At 72.5% G+C, this 17,365-nt stretch carries 12 protein-coding genes; 10 read left to right on the top strand and 2 right to left on the bottom strand.

Going from position 1 to position 17,365, the window contains the following annotated elements; translation table 11 throughout:
* The first annotated feature begins 134 nt into the window (after nt 1-134).
* A complete protein-coding gene (gene aspS / locus DFP74_RS00270; protein WP_121179852.1) occupies nt 135-1,907 on the top strand; it encodes an aspartate--tRNA ligase in 1,773 nt (590 codons plus the stop codon).
* A 114-nt stretch (nt 1,908-2,021) separates the two neighbouring features.
* On the opposite strand, the gene DFP74_RS33725 is transcribed toward aspS, so the two are convergent.
* A complete protein-coding gene (locus DFP74_RS33725; protein ID WP_199725421.1) occupies nt 2,022-2,162 on the bottom strand; it encodes a hypothetical protein in 141 nt (46 codons plus the stop codon).
* Nucleotides 2,163-2,750: 588 nt separating this feature from the next.
* On the opposite strand from DFP74_RS33725, the gene DFP74_RS00265 reads away from it, so the two are divergent.
* Together DFP74_RS00265 and DFP74_RS00260 are read left to right on the top strand one after the other, a co-directional pair.
* Nucleotides 2,751-4,817: a SpoIIE family protein phosphatase gene (locus tag DFP74_RS00265; protein ID WP_121179851.1), complete on the top strand. Its 2,067-nt coding sequence runs from the start codon at nt 2,751-2,753 to the stop codon at nt 4,815-4,817.
* 9 nt (nt 4,818-4,826) lie between these two features.
* Complete coding sequence (locus DFP74_RS00260; protein WP_121179850.1) at nt 4,827-6,239, top strand: replication-associated recombination protein A; 1,413 nt, start codon at nt 4,827-4,829, stop codon at nt 6,237-6,239.
* An 89-nt stretch (nt 6,240-6,328) separates the two neighbouring features.
* Here the strand turns inward: DFP74_RS00260 and DFP74_RS00255 are convergent, their stop codons facing one another.
* The gene (locus DFP74_RS00255; protein WP_121179849.1) at nt 6,329-7,885 is read right to left on the bottom strand and encodes a serine/threonine-protein kinase; all 1,557 of its coding nucleotides are present in this window, start codon (nt 7,883-7,885) and stop codon (nt 6,329-6,331) included.
* A gap of 381 nt (nt 7,886-8,266) precedes the next feature.
* Here DFP74_RS00255 and DFP74_RS00250 point away from each other — a divergent pair, with 381 nt between their 5' ends.
* The 7 genes from DFP74_RS00250 to mltG all read left to right on the top strand — a co-directional run bounded on the left by DFP74_RS00250 (nt 8,267) and on the right by mltG (nt 17,352).
* Nucleotides 8,267-8,662, top strand: coding sequence for a DUF948 domain-containing protein (locus tag DFP74_RS00250; protein ID WP_121179848.1), 396 nt, complete (start codon nt 8,267-8,269; stop codon nt 8,660-8,662).
* Nucleotides 8,659-8,940 (top strand): hypothetical protein, encoded by a 282-nt coding sequence (locus DFP74_RS00245; RefSeq protein WP_121179847.1) that lies wholly within the window; start codon nt 8,659-8,661, stop codon nt 8,938-8,940. The genes DFP74_RS00250 and DFP74_RS00245 overlap by 4 nt, the downstream gene beginning before the upstream one ends.
* A gap of 362 nt (nt 8,941-9,302) precedes the next feature.
* Nucleotides 9,303-9,788, top strand: a complete 486-nt coding sequence (locus DFP74_RS00240) for a hypothetical protein (RefSeq protein WP_121179846.1) — start codon at nt 9,303-9,305, stop codon at nt 9,786-9,788.
* Between the two features lie 169 nt (nt 9,789-9,957).
* Entirely contained in the window at nt 9,958-10,476 is a 519-nt protein-coding gene (locus DFP74_RS00230) for a hypothetical protein (RefSeq protein WP_121179844.1), read from the top strand.
* A 185-nt stretch (nt 10,477-10,661) separates the two neighbouring features.
* Complete coding sequence (gene alaS / locus DFP74_RS00225) at nt 10,662-13,334, top strand: alanine--tRNA ligase (RefSeq protein WP_121179843.1); 2,673 nt, start codon at nt 10,662-10,664, stop codon at nt 13,332-13,334.
* A 732-nt stretch (nt 13,335-14,066) separates the two neighbouring features.
* Nucleotides 14,067-14,570 carry a Holliday junction resolvase RuvX gene (ruvX, locus tag DFP74_RS00220; RefSeq protein WP_121179842.1) on the top strand — a complete coding sequence of 168 codons (504 nt, stop codon included), beginning with the start codon at nt 14,067-14,069 and terminating at the stop codon, nt 14,568-14,570.
* A complete protein-coding gene (gene mltG, locus DFP74_RS00215; protein WP_121179841.1) occupies nt 14,554-17,352 on the top strand; it encodes an endolytic transglycosylase MltG in 2,799 nt (932 codons plus the stop codon). The genes ruvX and mltG overlap by 17 nt, the downstream gene beginning before the upstream one ends.
* Nucleotides 17,353-17,365: the final 13 nt, after the last annotated feature.

The following is a 17,365-nucleotide window of genomic DNA, read 5'->3' as shown; positions in this document are numbered from 1 at the left end:
CGGACAAGGGGAGGCGGTGCGCACGGCGGTTGGCGGTAGGATTCCAGGTGATCAAGTGGCATTGTTCCGGCCGGTCCCAGTCAGGGTTCTCCGGCGTCTTCGCCCAGCCGTGTAGTTAGTGGACTTGGTAACTCATGCATCGTTACAGGACTCATTCGTGTGGTCAGCTCCGCAAGGAGCACGTCGGGCAGCAGGTGCGCCTCTCCGGCTGGGTGCACAATCGCCGGGATCTCGGTGGTCTGCTCTTCGTCGACCTGCGCGACCACTACGGTGTCACGCAGCTCATGGCCCGCCCGGAGTCTCCGGTGTTCGAGGAGCTCAGCAGGCTGCCCAAGGAGACGGTGATCCGTGTCACGGGCGAGGTCGCCGCGCGCAGTGACGAGAACGTCAACCCCAACCTGCCCACCGGCGAGATCGAGATCGAGGCCGCGGAGCTGGAGGTGCTGGGCACCACCGAGGAGCTGCCGCTGACGGTCTTCCCCGAGGACAACACCTCCGAGGAGCGCCGGCTGACCTACCGCTTCCTGGACCTGCGCCGCGAGCGCATGCACCGCAACGTCATGCTGCGCTCGCAGGTGGTCGCCTTCATCCGGCAGAAGATGACGGACCTGGGCTTCCACGAGTTCCAGACCCCCATCCTCACCAGCTCCAGCCCCGAGGGCGCGCGCGACTTCCTCGTCCCCTCGCGCCTGCACCCCGGTGAGTTCTTCGCCCTGCCGCAGGCGCCACAGCAGTTCAAGCAGCTGCTGATGATCGCCGGGTTCGACCGCTACTTCCAGATCGCGCCGTGCTTCCGCGACGAGGACAGCCGCGCCGACCGCTCGCCCGGCGAGTTCTACCAGCTCGACGTGGAGATGAGCTTCGTCGAGCAGGAGGACGTCTTCGAGGTCATCGAGCAGGTCATGACCGACGTCTTCCGCGCCTTCTCCCAGGACTGGGAGATCACCTCGCCCTTCCCGCGCGTGGCCTACCGCGACGCCCTGGAGTGGTACGGCACCGACAAGCCCGACCTGCGCGTGCCGATGAAGATGCTCGACGTCACCGAGCTGTTCGACAAGACCGACTTCCGCGCCTTCGCGGGCAAGAAGGTCCGGGCGCTGGCCGTCCCGCAGGTCGGGGACAAGCCGCGCAAGTTCTTCGACGGCATCGGCGACTACGCCGTCGAGCAGGGCGCCAAGGGCCTGGCCTGGCTCAAGGTCGGCGAGAACGGTGAGCTGACCGGCCCCATCGCCAAGTTCGTGACCGAGGTCTCCGACGAGCTGCTGTCGGTGCTGGGCGCGGGCCCGGGGTACGGCCTGTTCTTCTGCGCCAGCGAGGACGAGGCCGAGATCAACCGCATCATGGCGCCGGTGCGCGTCGAGGCGGGCAAGCGGGCCGGGCTGGCCGAGGAGAAGGTCTACCGGTTCTGCTGGATCGTGGACTTCCCGATGTTCGAGCGCAACGACGACGGCCACATCGAGTTCAGCCACAACCCGTTCTCCATGCCGCAGGGCGGGATGAAGGCCCTGGAGACCGAGGACCCGCTGGACATCCTCGCCTGGCAGTACGACATCGTCTGCAACGGTGTGGAGCTGTCCTCCGGCGCCATCCGGAACCACTCGCCGGAGATCATGTACAAGGCCTTCGACATCGCGGGCTACGACAAGGACGCGGTCGAGGCGGAGTTCGGCGGCATGCTCAAGGCGCTGAAGTTCGGCGCCCCGCCGCACGGTGGCATCGCCCCCGGCGTCGACCGGATCGTGATGCTGCTGGCCGACGAGCCCAACATCCGCGAGACGATCGCCTTCCCGCTGAACCAGAACGCGCAGGACCTGATGATGGGCGCACCGGCGGTGGTGTCCGACCAGCAGCTGCGCGACGTGCACATCCGTACGGTGGTGCCGCCCAAGGAGACCAAGCGCTCCTGAGCGGACCCGCTCGACGGCCGGACGGGGCCGCCTCCCCTGAAGGGAGGCGGCCCCGTCGTCGTGCGGCCGGAGCGCGCGGGGCGCGCCGGGGGCGGGGGCCTGGCCCGGGTGCGGTCAGCGCTTGCCGGCGCCGCACCGCTGGCAGCAGATGTCCTCGTCGTCGGGGTTGCTGTGGGTGCACAGTCGACAGGTCCAGTTCCAGGTGGTGCCGTTCAGCGGCGGTACCGCTCCGGCGTTCTCGCGTACCAGGTACATCGGGTGTCCTCGGGGTTCGGCGAGTTAGTGAACTGATGGGTCGGTGCCCGGTTTATCCTGTCTTGAACATGCCACATTCGGTCACACGGACATATCCAGCGGATACTGGTCGAAATTCGCGGTACTGAGCACGGCCGATCCTGGACACGATGGGCCCGCCCGGATGCGAACGTCGCTGCCATCCCTTACCGTTGGGGGCGAATCACCCCACTCGCACCACGAGTCGCACGTGCCCTGCAGTGAGCGCCGTGCACCAGTGGAACCGTCCATACCGGCGGTCATTGTGGGGTCGGAGTGCATTGTGCGGTATTCAGTCACACGAGCGTAACGATTCATGCCCTGGGGTGCGTCGAGTGCCGCCAAAAGTGTGGAATTCGACGCTCACGCATTTCACCGGTCAGGCTGTGAGTCCGGAGTTCGACGAGGTCGGGGACGTGTCGGCGGACGGAGGTCCCCGCAGCCCGCCCGTTCCCCTCCACGGATCACGCCGGCCCCGGACACTAGAATGATCCGAATCGGTGCGTACGCAGGGGTGACCGTGCCTGGGTGCGGGTGTGACGTCCGAGACGACATGAGGATGAGTCATACGTGAACGGAAAACGCGCCTCAGGCGATGGCTCCGAGAGCGCGCTCGCGGAGGCGTTCTCCCATGCCCCCGAGCCCATGGTGCTCACTCGGGACGACGGCGCGATCCTGCACGCCAACCAGGCCTTCACCGAGCTGTTCGGCCGTGAGGCCGCCGACCTCGTGGGCCTGGCGTGGCACGACCTCCTCGACGGCGACGACGTCCACCGCGGCTCCGTCGTCCACGCCGACGCCCTCGCCGGACGGGGAGGCGACCGGGTCCGCCTGCGCCTGGCCCTGGCGGACAAGAGCGTCGTGCTCGCCGAGGCCGACCTGCGCCCGCTGCCGCCGGCCGACGGCGACGCGCCCGCCGCCACGGGCGGGGTCGTGGTGCTGCTCCACGTGCTCTCCACCGAGGAGGCCGACCTGCGCGTGGTCGGCGAACTGCGCACCGACAACTCCGACTCCGTCCTGTGGAGCCTGGACCTGAGCACGGGCCGCCTGCACGAGCTGTTCGGCCCCACCCCGCTCGGCGCGCTCCTGGCGGGCAGCGACCGCGAGCTCGAACGCATCCTGGAGCGGGTCCACTCCGACGACATCGCCCGCGTCCGCGACGCCATGGCCGCCTCCTTCGCCGGCCGCGACTACGAACAGCGCTTCCGCGTCTTCGACCGGCTCGGCGACGAGCGCTCGCTGCACGTGCGCGCCCGCTTCGTGCCCGGCCGGCCCGACCGGCTGGTCGGCATCATCGACGACGTCACCGAACACGTCCAGCTGGTGCGCCGCCTGGCCGACCGTCGGCGCACCGAGGCCGAGCACGGCCGCCTGGTCACCGAACTGTCCTCCAAGCTCGTCTCGGCGACCACCGTCGACAAGGTGATGGACCTGCTCAGCGAGGAGTTCCTGCCGATCTTCGGCGGCATCCAGGCCATCGCCCTCTACGTCGAGGACGGACTGCTCAGAGCCTCGCCCAGCGGGCGGGTCACCGCCAACGCCGGCCGTATCGACGGCCGCCGCGCGGACGACACCGACTACCCCATGGGCGCGGTCATCCAGGACCGCCAGCCCCGCTTCTTCGAGTCCCGTGCCGAGGTCATCAGCCGCTTCCCCGCCGCCGAGGAACTGATGCGGGACTCGGTGATCAAGGGCCAGGCCTGGGCGACCGTGCCCATCTTCGGCGACGGCAAGGTCGCCCTCGGCGTGTGGCAGATGGTGTGGAGCCGCCCCCACCACGCCAGCCGCGACGAACGCGCCCTCATGCTGACCTTCGCCGGCCTGGCCGGACAGGCTCTCCAGCGCATCAAGGCCCAGCAGGCCGAACTGGAGCTGGCCGACGCCGTGCAGCGCCGCATGCTGCCGCGCCAGGTCGCCCGCTTCCCCGACATGGACATCGCCACCAAGTACCTGCCCTCCCGCGCCGACTGGCGTATCTGCGGGGACTTCTACGACGTCATCGGACTCCCCGGCGACAAGGTCGGCCTGCTCGTCGGCGATGTCCAGGGCCACGGCGTGGAGGCCGCCGCGGCCATGGGGCAGATCCGCGTCGCCTTCCGCGCCTACGCCACCAACCAGTCCGACCCCGGCGTGGTCCTGGGCGAGACCAACCGCCTGCTCACCGAGACCGGGGAGATCGTCTTCGCCACCTGCGGCTACCTGGTCGTGGACCGCGTTACCGGCGTCATGCAGGCCGCCTGGGCCGGCCAGCCGCCGGTCGTGCTCGCCGCCGGGGGCCGCTACGAGCTGTGGGAGCCCGAGACCGGCCCGCCCCTGGGCGTGCTGCCCGACACCGAGTACACCGTCACCACGCGCGTCCTGGAGCCCGGCACCACCCTGCTGTTGTGCTCCGACGGGCTCGTCGAGAGCGCCCAGGTGCCCATGCAGGACGGGTTGGCGCAGGTCGGCCAGGCGCTGGCCGCCCACGCCGACGACCCCGAGGCCGCCGCGCAGGTCCTGGCCGAGATGGCGCCCGCGGGGCGGGGCGACGACATCGCCCTGCTCATCACCCGGATGGTCAAGCCCGTCGGGCGCGTTCCCGAGCAGGCGCCCGCCACCGGCGACCGGCAGGGCGAGTACTCGCCGAACAGCCCTTAGTCTCGGTGGGTGTCCGAAACACTCTTTGACGATGCCGGGTCCGAAGCCGCGAAGGGCCAGGAACCACTCGCCGTCCGCATGCGGCCGCGCACCCTGGACGAGGTCGTGGGCCAACGCCACCTCCTGGGCGCGGGCAGCCCGCTGCGCCGCCTGGTGGAGGACGACGCGCCCATGTCCGTGTTCCTGTGGGGGCCGCCGGGGACCGGCAAGACCACCCTGGCCACCGTCGTCAGCCGTGTCACCGCGCGCCGGTTCGTCGAACTGTCCGCCGTCAACGCGGGCGTGAAGGACGTGCGCGCGGTGGTGGACGAGGCGCGCCGACGGATGGGGATGCACGGCACCCGCACGCTCTTGTTCGTGGACGAGGTCCACCGGTTCAACAAGACGCAGCAGGACGCCCTGCTGCCCGCCGTGGAGAACCGCTGGGTGAGCTTCATCGGCGCCACCACGGAGAACCCGTTCTTCTCCGTGGTCAGCCCGCTGCTGTCCCGGTCCCTGCTGCTGACCCTGGAGTCCCTGGACGAGGACGACGTGCGCGCGCTCGTCGACCGCGCTCTGGTCGACGAGCGGGGCCTGGACGGGCGCTACACCCTGACCGAGGAGGCCGCCGACCACCTCGTGCGCCTCGCCGGGGGCGACGGCCGGCGCTCCCTCACCTACCTGGAGGCCGGTGCCCTGGTCGCCGGGCCCGCCCGTCTCCCGCCACCGGCCGGGGCCGCTTCGCGCGAGGGAGGGCCACCCTCAACGGACGCCTCCGGCGCAGAATCCACCCGCGCGGAACCCGTCGCCATCACCGCCGAGCACGTCGAACGGGCGGTCGACCGGCACGCGGTGCGCTACGACCGGTCCGGCGACCAGCACTACGACGTCATCAGCGCGTTCATCAAGAGCATGCGCGGCAGCGACCCCGACGCGGCGCTGCACTACCTGGCCCGCATGTTCGAGGCGGGAGAGGACCCCCGCTTCATCGCCCGCCGGATCGTGGTGCACGCCAGCGAGGACGTGGGCATGGCCGACCCCACCGCGCTGCAGACCGCCGTCGCCGCCGCGCAGGCGGTCGACCTCATCGGCATGCCCGAGGCCCGCATCAACCTGGCCCAGGCGGTCATCCACATCTGCCTGGCGCCCAAGTCCAACTCCGTGATCGCCGCCGTGGACGCCGCCATCGCCGACGTGCGCGCCGGACGCATCGGGCAGGTGCCGGGCCACCTGCGCGACGGGCACTACAAGGGCGCCGCCGAACTCGGGCACGGCAAGGGCTACCGGTACGCGCACGACTTCCCCGGCGGCGTCGCGCCGCAGCAGCACGCCCCCGACGAACTCGCCGACCGCGAGTACTACCGCCCCACCTCGCACGGCGCCGAACGCCGCTTCGGCGAGGTGCTCCAGCGCATCAAGGACGTGCTCAAGGGCCGGGGCTGACCCGCCGGTCCCAGGCCACGGGGCCGTCGAGGGAGGAACGCCCGCGGACGTTCCTCCCGAGGGCCGTCCGGCGAGGGCCGCCCGCCCGCTCAGTCGGTGAAGCGCTCCACGACCGACACGATCTCCCGGGGACCCTCGCCCTCGGCCTCGGCGAAGGTGACCTCCACGATCACCACCGGACCCCAGGACAGGTACTCGATGAAGTCCTGGCCGGTCAGCTCCCAGGTGCCGCGTCCGTCCGCGTCGAGGAACACGTGGTCGGGGGCGGCGCAGAACTTCGCGCACAGCACCTCGGCGTCGGGCGCGATGACCGCCTCCCCGGGCTCGCCCGACTCCTCCCACTGGCCGGCCCACTCGTCGTGGGTGGGAATGCCCTGGCCGGTGATCGGCTCGCCGCTCTCCTCCACGGGATGGGTCACCGGCGTGTACACCCACGGCCCGGTCTCGGGGGCCTCCTGCTCGGCCGGGTCGATGCGCACGGTCATCGTCAGGTCCTCGCCCTCGGCGGTCTCCTCCGCCGCGGACTCCTCCTCGTCGGCGACCTCCGCGACCAGCTCCTCGTCCGATCCGCCGCCGAGGAGCTGGGAGACCCCCCACGCCCCGACACCGACCAGGCCCAGGGCCAGGGCCGCGGTCCCGGCCAGGAACACCACACGGGTCGGACGGCGCCCGGACAGGCGGCCCTCCAACCGGATCACCTCCGGCACGCGCGCGGGCGGCTCGACCGCGTGCCACTCGCGCTCCAGGATCAGCGCCAGCTCGTCGCGGCCGGGGGCGGGGTCGTTCTCCGCGTTCTCGGCGTGCCAGACCGCGATGACGGCGCCGATGACCTCGCGCAGTCCCGGACGCTCGTCCGGGTCGGCGGACAGCGCGCGGCCGACCACCGGGCGCAGCCCCTTGGCCAGGCCGTCGAGGTTGGACGCGCCCTGAACGGCGCGTTCGGCGATCTCGTCGGGCTCACCGGTACCAAAGGGCAGCCGTCCCGTTCCGGCGAACGCCACGACCGCGCCCCAGGCGAAGACGTCGGCGGCGGGTGAGGCCACACCGCCCCGGAAGCGCTCGGGAGCGAGCCAGGTCGCGCCCGATCCGCGCAGACGGTCGGCGGAGGCGGGGACGGCGCACTCCATGATGTGCGGTCCGTGCGACTCCAGCAGGACCTCGCTCGGGCGCAGCGAACCGTGCGCCACCCCGCGCGCGTGCAGGGCCGAGAGGCCCTCGGCCAGGCCGGTCGCCAGCGCGATGAGCTTGCCGGTGCCCAGGCCGCCGCGCTTGGTCACGTAGTGGGAGAGCCGTTCGCCCGCCAGGTAGGGCATGGCGAGCCACGGCGGGTTGGCGTCACTGTCGAAGGCCAGCGGGGTGACCACGCGGTAGGAGTCGACGGCCGCCAGCGAGCGCAGGCGCTCGGCCAGCGCCGGATAGACGTCGGGGGACTCCAGTTCGGGCGAGCGCAGCGTCTTGACGGCCACGAGGCGGTCGGTGGAGGTGGGGGAGGAGGCGTCCACGGCCGCGTACACCGTGCCGGTGGACCCCTGGCCCAGTCTGCCCAGGACGAGGTACGGTCCGATACGCGCGGGGTCGTCCGGGTACAGGGGCGCCAGGTCCGGTGGTACCAGTACGGAGATCTCTCGGGGAGAACGAGGGCTCATAGGGGTCCTGTCGGTGCTTCTACGGCCGCGAATCGGCGGAGTGTCCGGACATCGTAGTGAAGATCCCGCTCCGTAGTGATTCTCCTGGAAGCGGGGCCCGCCGTCGATACGGGTGTCCCCCATCGGCCAACTCGTTCGCCGGTCGCGACACGGATGTGATCACCCGACACCGTGGCGTGTCCGCCCGGTCGGCCGCCGGACGCGATAGGGTCGGCCGAAACCGGACCGAGTGGTGTTCGACGCTCGGTGCCGGCCCCTCGTGGGAGACCCGACCCGGCGCAGTCGCCGGTCCCCCCGCCCCGGACGCGCCCCCGGACCGATTGCGGCGGGGGACGGCGTCCCGACTCTCGAAGAAGCCCTCTATCTGTCCTCGGAGCACGCATGCTGACCGGAGTGGACGTCGCCGCGCTCGTCGCCGCGGTGATCTGGGCGGTGCTGGCCACGTTCCTGTGCGTGGCGCTCGTCAGACTGATCAAGCTCATCAACGCGGCGACCAAGGTCGTCTCCGACCTGGGCGAGCGCACGCCGCCCCTGTTGGACGACGTGGCCTCCACGGTGGAGCGCACCAACACCTCGCTCGAACGGGTCGAGGAGATCACCGCGAACATGCAGGCCACGTCGGAGGACGTGTCCACGGTCACCGCGTTGACGCGGTCGGTGGTCACCGGGCCCCTGGTCAAGGTGGCCTCGTTCTCCTACGCCGTACGCCGGGTGCTCGGCCGGCGCCGCACCCTGGCGCTGGTGCGCACCCGACGCCGCAAGGAGGCCCGCCGGTGATCGGCCGCGTGTTCTACCTCGCCGCCGGCGCCGCCCTGGGCGGCTACGCGGTGCACCGCTTCCACCGCGCCCGCCGTGCCATGAGCCCGGGCGGCCTCGCCGACCGGGTCGAGAGCCAGGTCAGCGAGTACCGCGGCGCGCTGCGCGAACTCAACGAGGACCTGGCCGACGCGGTCCGCGATCAAGAGGCCGAACTCCTCCAGAGGTACGCGCCCCGCAAGAGCCGGCACGTCGCGGGCGAGCCGGCCGCGGAGCCGTTGGAGAGCCGGAACCGCTAGGGAGCGCGCGGCCCGGGTCCGTGCCCTCGGCGCCCTGCCTGCGCGAATGGTGAGGGCTCGGGGACTGCCCGTAGAGTGCTCTGGTTCGTCCCCTGCGCAGAGAGGCCGTCGTGCACTCGTCCGCCGACTCCGACCCCCAGCGGCCCCGGTACGGGCCGCCTCCGCCCCAGCCGTCCCAGCACGAGGCACCGAGGTATGGACCGCCCCCGCCGCCGGAGGCGCCGGCGGCGCGGTACGGGCCGCCTCCACCGCCGGAGGCGCCGTCATCGCGGTACGGGCCGCCCTCGCCGCCGCCGGCCGCGGGACCCGTGGTTCCCGGACCGGCGGCCCCGCCACCGCCTCCGCCGCCGCACCCGTCGGTCATGGGCTACGGCACCCCCGACCAGGTGCTCCCTCCGCCCCCGCCGCCCCCGCTCGGCCCGGGCGTCCTTCCCGGGTCGGCGGCCGCCGTGCGCGTCCTGATGACCATCGGCGGGATCCTGGGCCTCCTCTGCGGTGCGGCCGTCGGGGCCGTCGCCGCGATCGGTTCCGGCACCGGGGCGATGGCCGAGGCGGTGGGCGAGGGCTCCGGGAACCCCGAGGCCGTCGCGGAACTGTCCCCGGTCCTGTGGTTCGCGGCGCTGGTCCCCCTGGCCTACGGCGTCGTCTCGTGCGTCCTGGCCATGTCGATGCGTCGCCGCCGGCCGTTCCTGTACTGGTCCGTCATCACCTTCCAGAGTGTGGCGGCGCTGATCCTCCTGTTGGCGATCTTCGCCGGGGACACCGCCGTCCACATCCCCCTGGTCTTCGCGGTGCTCATGATCGGCCTCATGCTGCCCGGCCGGGTGCGCGCCTACTACGGCGCCTGAGGCCCGCCGCTCGCCGCCGGCGTCCGACCGGCGGCGGGGACGGCCGTCGACCGCCCGCGCGCACGGTGAGCGCGACCCCCGTACAGCGCTCGGGTCCACCCCCGGTTCCAGAGAGGCCACCGTGCACCCGTATCCCGCCCCCCAGCGGCCTGAAGGGCATCCTCCGAGCATGCCCGGCTCCGTCATCGCGGCCGTCACCCTCATGGGCATCGGCGCGCTCCTCGGACTTGGCTACGCGCTGTTGTTCGGCGTGATCGCACTCATCTCCGTGCTCAATGAGGAGGCGGGGCAGGCCTTCCGAGCGGACCTCGCCGGCTCGGGGCCCGCGGGAGCCGTGCTCCTGCGCCTGGCGCTGCTGTCGTTCACGGGGCTCGCCTACGCCGCGGCCAGTGTCACGGTGGCCGTGCGGTCGCGTCGCCGGGTACCGGCGACGCCGAGGGCGATCGTGGTGGTGCAGGTCCTGGGACCGATCAGCTTCGTGCTCACCGTGTGGACGCTCTTCCTCGACGCCTACACGGTCTCCTACGCCGGGATCGTGGGCTTGTACGGCGCGGCCATCGCGGTACTCGTCCTGACGCCCTCCGCCCGGCGCTACTACCGGTCGGACGCTGCTCCGGGCCCGTCCGACCGGCGCGCCCAGGACCGCGCGTCACCGCCGCGGGACGCGCGCGGTGGCCAGCGGCGATAGCCTTGGAACAACGCATCCGCCGCCGTTGTCGTCATCAGAGCGGGTCTTCGGCGGTCACCGTAAACCACGCGCGCCGGTGTGGCGGTCGCCTCTACGATGGGCCGTCACCGAGCAACCACCGACGGTCCCGATCGCGGGACCCCCACGTCGCCCCGGGCGGCGCAGCCAAGCACAGGAGGGCCTCCATGGAGACGGCAGAGATCGCGCGCCGCTTCCTCAGTTTCTTCGAGAAGAACGGACACACCGTGGTGCCCTCGGCAAGCCTCATCGCCGAAGACCCCACGCTGCTGCTGGTGCCCGCAGGCATGGTCCCGTTCAAGCCCTACTTCCTGGGTCAGCGCACGCCCGACTACAGCACGGCCACCAGCGTCCAGAAGTGCATCCGCACCAAGGACATCGAGGAGGTCGGCAAGACCTCCCGGCACGCGACCTTCTTCCAGATGCTCGGCAACTTCTCCTTCGGCGACTACTTCAAGGAGACGGCGATCCCGCTGGCGTGGGAACTGGTCACCACGCCCGTCGAGGACGGCGGCTTCGGCATCGACCCGGAGAAGCTGTGGGTGACCGTCTACCTGGACGACGACGAGGCCGCGGAGATCTGGCGCGACAAGGTCGGCGTGCGCCCCGAGCGCATCCAGCGCATGGGCATGGAGGAGAACTACTGGTCCATGGGCGTGCCCGGACCCTGTGGCCCCTGCTCCGAGATCTTCTACGACCGCGGCCCCGAGTACGGCGTCGAGGGCGGTCCCGAGTCGGACGAGAACCGCTACATCGAGATCTGGAACCTCGTCTTCATGCAGTACGAGCGGGGCGAGGGCGGCGACAAGGCCGGCTTCCCCATTCTCGGTGAGCTGCCGAAGAAGAACATCGACACCGGCCTGGGCCTGGAGCGCCTCGCGGCGGTCCTGCAGGGCGTCGACAACATCTACGAGACCGACATCATCGGCCGTGTCCTGCACCGCGCCGCCGAGCTGACCGGCACCAGCTACGGCACCGACCACGGGCACGACGTCATGCTGCGCGTGGTCGCCGACCACGTGCGCAGCGCCGTCATGCTCGTCGGCGACGGCGTCAAGCCCGGCAACGAGAAGGCCGGGTACGTCCTGCGCCGGATCCTGCGCCGCTCCATCCGCAACCTGCGCCTGCTCTCGGGGGAGAGCGACACCCTCTTCCTGCACGAGCTGACCGAGGTCAGCATCGACGCGATGAAGGACATCTACCCCGACCTGCTCGACAAGGCCGGCGTCATCCACGGGGTCATCGACACCGAGGAGAAGAACTTCGCCGACACCCTGCGCGCGGGCACCACGCTCTTCGGCCGCGCGGCCGAGCGCACCCGCCAGGCGGGCGGCACGCAGTTCTCCGGCTCGGACGCCTTCCAGCTGCACGACACCTACGGCTTCCCCATCGACCTCACCCTGGAGATGGCGGCCGAGCAGGGCCTGACCGTGGACGAGAAGTCGTTCCGCGAGCTCATGCAGCGGCAGAAGGACACCGCCAAGGCCGACGCCAAGGCCAAGAAGCTCGGCAACGCGGACGTGTCGCTGTACGCGAACCTGTTGGAGGGCGCCGGGCGGACCGAGTTCCTCGGCTACACCGACACCGCGAGCGAGTCCCAGGTCAAGGGCCTGGTCGTCGGCGGCATCGCCGCGCCCGCAGCGCGCGCGGGGGAGAAGGTCGAGATCGTCCTGGACCGCACCCCCTTCTACGGTGAGAGCGGCGGCCAGCTCGCCGACACCGGCACGCTCACCGTCGACGGCCGCGGCGTGGTCGACGTCGAGGACGTCCAGAAGCCGCTGCCCGGCCTGTTCGTGCACCGGGGGACCGTCCGCGAGGGCGAGATCGTCCTGGACGACACCGTGGAGGCGTCGATCGACACCGGACGCCGGCACGCGATCGAGCGCTCCCACTCCGCGACCCACCTCATCCACTCGGCGCTGCGCAACGCGCTGGGCCCGACGGCGGGCCAGGCCGGCTCGGAGAACCGTCCCGGCCAGCTGCGCTTCGACTTCACCGCGGACAGCGCGCTGGGCACCGGCCGCCTGGCCGAGGTCGAGGAGGAGGTCAACCACGTCCTGGCCGGCGACATCCCGGTCCGGACGGAGGAGAAGAGCCTGGACGAGGCGCTGAAGATGGGCGCCCTGGCCATGTTCGGCGAGAAGTACGGCGACCGCGTGCGCGTCGTCGAGATGAGCGACTACTCCGTCGAGCTGTGCGGTGGAACCCACGTGGGCTCCACGTCGCGGCTGGGCATCGTCAAGCTGCTGGGCGAGTCCTCGATCGGTTCGGGCGTGCGCCGCGTGGAGGCGGCGGTGGGCGTGGACGCGTTCAAGCGCCTGTCCAAGGAGTCCGCGCTCGTCGGACAGCTCTCCGAACAGCTCAAGACGCCGCGCGAGGAACTGCCCGAGCGCATCGACTCCATGGTCGCCCGGCTGCGCGCCGCGGAGAAGGAGATCGAGAAGATGCGCGCCGCGCAGGTGCTCCAGTCGGCGGGCAAGCTCGCCGAGGGCGCGCGGCGGCACGGCCCCGCGCTGGTGGTGGCCGAGTCCGCGCCCGAGGGTGCGAGCGCCGACGACCTGCGCACGCTGGTCCTGGACGTTCGCGGCCGCCTCGGCGAGGAGGAACCGGTGGTCGTGGCGATGACCGCCGTGCCCAAGGACCGCCCGGTCGTGGTCATCGCGGTGAACAAGGCCGCGCAGAAGGCCGGGATCAAGGCGGGCGAGCTGGTCGGCATCGCGGCCCGCGCGCTCGGCGGCGGTGGCGGCGGCAAGCCGGACATCGCGCAGGGCGGCGGTAAGGACGTGAGCAAGGTCGACGAGGCCCTGCGCGCCGTGGAGGCGCGCGTGGCGTCGGTCTGACCGGCCGCGACGCACACGCGATGGGGGCGGGGCCGTACGGCCCCGCCCCGTCCGTCGGTCCCACGCCCGTTCCGGTGCCCGTTCGGTCCGGCACCCGTGCGCCCGGTGCCCGTTCGGTCCGGGGGAGAGGGCTTTCCCACGTCCGTCACCGCCCCGCGCGAGCGAGGGCCCGTGTTCGGCGGGGCCGAGCGCGGCCGGCCGGGGACGGCGACTGCGGAGTGACGGGCTCCGCGCCGGGCGTGACCGCACCCGACATGACCTGGGCCACCGCCCCTGCCGGCACGCCTCGCCGGCGGCCTCGCCCGGCGTGGTCGGGCGGGATCACCGCTCAGAGGTCGCCCGCTGCGGACGCGGACGGACCCCGTCCGCCACCGCTCGGACCCGCCCCGCGGCCGCGCGGCGCGGACTCTGATGCCCCAACGTCCCACTCGTGTGGCTTACACTCTGACGGGTACGTGCCCCGACCCGGTCCCCGTCGCCAGGCGTACAACCGGCGATCAGCGGGCCCTGCGGAGCACATGAACGACGGCGACGCCCAGCGAGGCTGCGCACCGTCATCGAATCGGGCATACTGTGGCGCGTCACAGCCGATCACACGGCTGCCTGCGCGGCCGCGCCCGCGATCCAGCTGATGAACAGGACCACCGTGTTGAGGATTTCCCAGCCGCGGTGCCGTGCCTTCGACGGCACAGCCCGCCCGTGTACCGTCCCCGGGCCGTGGGAGACGTCCTCTTGAGGCATGGTGTGCGCCTGGCGGTCGATCCAGGCAACGCCCGCATCGGGGTCGCCGCGAGCGACCCCAGTGGTACGCTCGCGAGCCCGGTGGAGACCGTGCGGCGCGGCAAGGGCGACCTCGACCGGATCGCCCTGTTGGTCGTCGAACGGGAGGCACGCGAAGTCGTCGTGGGCCATCCCGCGTCCCTGTCCGGGCAGGAGGGGCCGGCGGCCCGGTCGGCCCGCGCGTTCGCGAACACTCTCGCCAGGCTCCTGGACCCCATACCCGTGCGGCTGGTGGACGAGCGACTCACCACCGTGACCGCCCAGAGCCAGCTCCTCTCCGGCGCCTCCTTCGGCAAGAAGGGCGCCAAGGGGGGCAAGGCCCGCAGGTCCGTCATCGACCAGGCCGCGGCCACGGTCCTCCTCCAGAGCGCCTTGGACCAGGAACGGTCAACAGGCCACCCCCCGGGCGAGATCGTCCGCTCCAGCCAAGGAGACTCCGATGAACGACAGGGATGATTACCCCGATAATCCCTACCGAGGGCGGGCTGACCGCGAAGGCGGCTACGACTACGACCCGCTGACCGACCCGCTCGCCGCGCAGCCGCCGTCGCGCGGGCGCCGGGCGCGTCCGGGCCCACCCGACTCCGCGGGTCCCGCCGGCCCGCCGCACACGCCCACCGGCGAGTTCCGCACCCCCCAGTACGGGCCGCGTGCCGACGACGTCTACGACCCCCTGGACCCGGGCGGCCCCCCGCCCTCCGGGCGCCGCCACCGGGCCGCGCCCCAGGACGAGCCGCCGCGCCGCGGTGGCGCCGCGTCCCAGGGTGAGCCACCGCGCCGGGGAGGCGCCGCCGAGGCCCTGCGCGGCAGCCGCGCCGCGCGCTCGGCCGCCCAGCGCCAGGGCGGCCCCGCCGGCCCCCGGCCCCAGACGGGGGGCACCGGCCCCCTGCCCGCTCCGGGCCCCGCCCAGCCGCCCGCCGGTCCGCCGTCCGGCGCCCGGCCCTCCGGCGCGGGTGCGGAGCGGCCGCCCGCACCGCCGAACCCGTCACAGGACGGTCTGGCGGCGCTGGCCGGCCTCGGCTCGCCCACGCCCACCGCTCCGCAGGGCCCCGCCGCGGGACAGCCGCCGCAGCGGCCGGACGAGCATGAGGAGCGCCCCAGGCGCGGCCGTCGCGCACGCCCCGGCCCTCCCGACGCGCACGGCCCCGCCGACGCGGACCCGGCCTCGGGTGCCTTCGCCGAACCCGAGGAACCCGTCGGCCGCCGCGCCCGTCGCAAGCGCGCCAAGCGCGCGCCCGACCCCGACGAGGGCGGTTTCCTCTCCGACGTTCCCGAGGACGACAGCGTCTTCGACACCGACTCCTTCCCCGGCCTGCACCAGTCCGCCGACACCGGCGCGTTCGCGGTGGTCGCCGAACCCGAGGACGAGCCCCGGCGCCGACGTCGCCGTGGCCGCGACCCCGAGCCGCCGCCCGCCGAGGAGGAGCCCCGAGGCCGATTCGGGCGCCGCAAGCGTGCGCGCCGGGGCGAGGAGCCCGCCGCCGAAGCGGACTCCTTCCTGGCCGACGCCCCGCAGGCTCCCGACTCCTTCGAACCCGGCCCCTTCGACTCGGGCTCCTTCGAGCAGGCCGAGGAACCCCAGGACCGCCCCCGTCGCGGCCGCCGCCGCGGCCGGGGCGCGCCGGCGCCCGAGGAGGAGACGGGCGGCCGCCGGCCCAGGCGTGCGCGCCGGGGCGAGCAGGCCCCGGAGGACACGGGCGCCTTCCGGGCCGACGCCCCGGACGCTCCCGGCCCCTTCGACTCGGGTTCCTTCGAGTCTGGGTCCTTCGACTCGGGCTCCTTCGACCAGCCCGCCGAGCCCGTGGGCCGCCGCGGCCGGGCCGCCGACGTGCCCGACGCGGACCCCACCACGGGCGAGACGCCCGTCGAGGCCCCCGAAGAGGAGCCGGTCGGCCGGCGCTCACGCCGCCGGCGCGGCCCCGCCCCCTCCGAGGAGACCGGCGGACGCCGCAGCCGCCGCAGGCGCGGCCGCCGCGCCTCGGACGGGTTCGACGTCGAGGATCCGCGCGAGCCCCTGCCCGAGCCGGAGGAGGAGCCGGAGGCGGAGGTCGACGAGAACGACGACGAGTACGAGGAACCGGCGCTCGACGACATCGCCGCCGCCTACGGCAACGGCCGGCGGCAGCGGGAGATGGCGCGTCGCGCGAAGCAGGCCCGCCAGCGCAAGGGCGGCTCGGGCAAGGCCCGCCGCAAGCGCAGGAGCAAGGGCGTGATGATCGCACTGGTGCTCGTGCTGGTCCTGGTCGTCGTGGGCGGCGGCTACGGCGTCATGCGCACCTACGTCTTCCCCGCCGACTTCGACGGAGAGGGCAGCGGCGAGGTCATCTTCACCATCGAGGAGGGCGACTCCGGCACGGCCGTCGGCGCGAACCTGGCCGACGCCGGGGTCGTGGCGAGCGTGCGCGCCTTCACCAACGCGCTGGACGCCGTGCCCCCGGAGGAGGCCGGTGAAGGGCTCGTGCCCGGCAGCTACAGCCTCGCCGAGGGTATGAGCGGGGAGAGCGCGGTCGCCGCGCTGCTCGACCCCGACAACCGGCTCGGCGGCCGGGTGACGGTCCGCGAGGGACTGCGTTCGCAGGAGATCTTCGACCAGCTCTCCTCGGAACTGGGCATCCCCGTCGCCGACTTCGAGGAGGCCTACGCCGACCCGGAGTCCCTGGACCTGCCCGCGTACGCGACGGCCGGCCCCGAGGGCTACCTCTTCCCCGAGACCTACCGGTTCGACGCCGGCACCGAGGCCGGGGCGGTGCTGCGGACCATGGTCACGCACTTCAAGCAGGTCGCCGAGGAGATCGAGCTGGAGGACCGCGCCGCGGCCCTCGGACGCGACCCCAACGAGATCATGGCGATCGCCTCCATCATCCAGGCCGAGACCGGGAACGAGGAGGACATGCCCCTGATCTCCGCCGTCGTGCACAACCGGCTCGAGCGCGACATGGAGCTCCAGATGGACAGCACCTGCTTCTACGTCCTCGGCGAGCACGGCACGTTCCTCAACGACGAGCAGCGTGCGGCCTGTGAGGCCGATCCGCAGGGGTACAGCACCTACGGCATGTTCGGGCTGCCCGAGGGGCCGTTCGTTCCTCCGGGTCAGGAGGCCATCGAGGCGGCGCTGGAGCCCGCGGACGAGAACTACCTGTACTTCGCGCTCATCGACCCCGAGAACGGTCAGACGGGCTTCTCCGAAACCCTCGAGGAGCACAACGCGATGGTCGAGGAGAACCAGGCCGAGTGGTAGGGAACGGAACACA

This window comes from Nocardiopsis sp. Huas11 (assembly GCF_003634495.1).
Taxonomy (GTDB): Bacteria; Actinomycetota; Actinomycetes; order Streptosporangiales; family Streptosporangiaceae; genus Nocardiopsis.
Note: the sequence above shows the minus strand (reverse complement) of the source record. Positions and strands in the feature narration are given on the sequence as shown.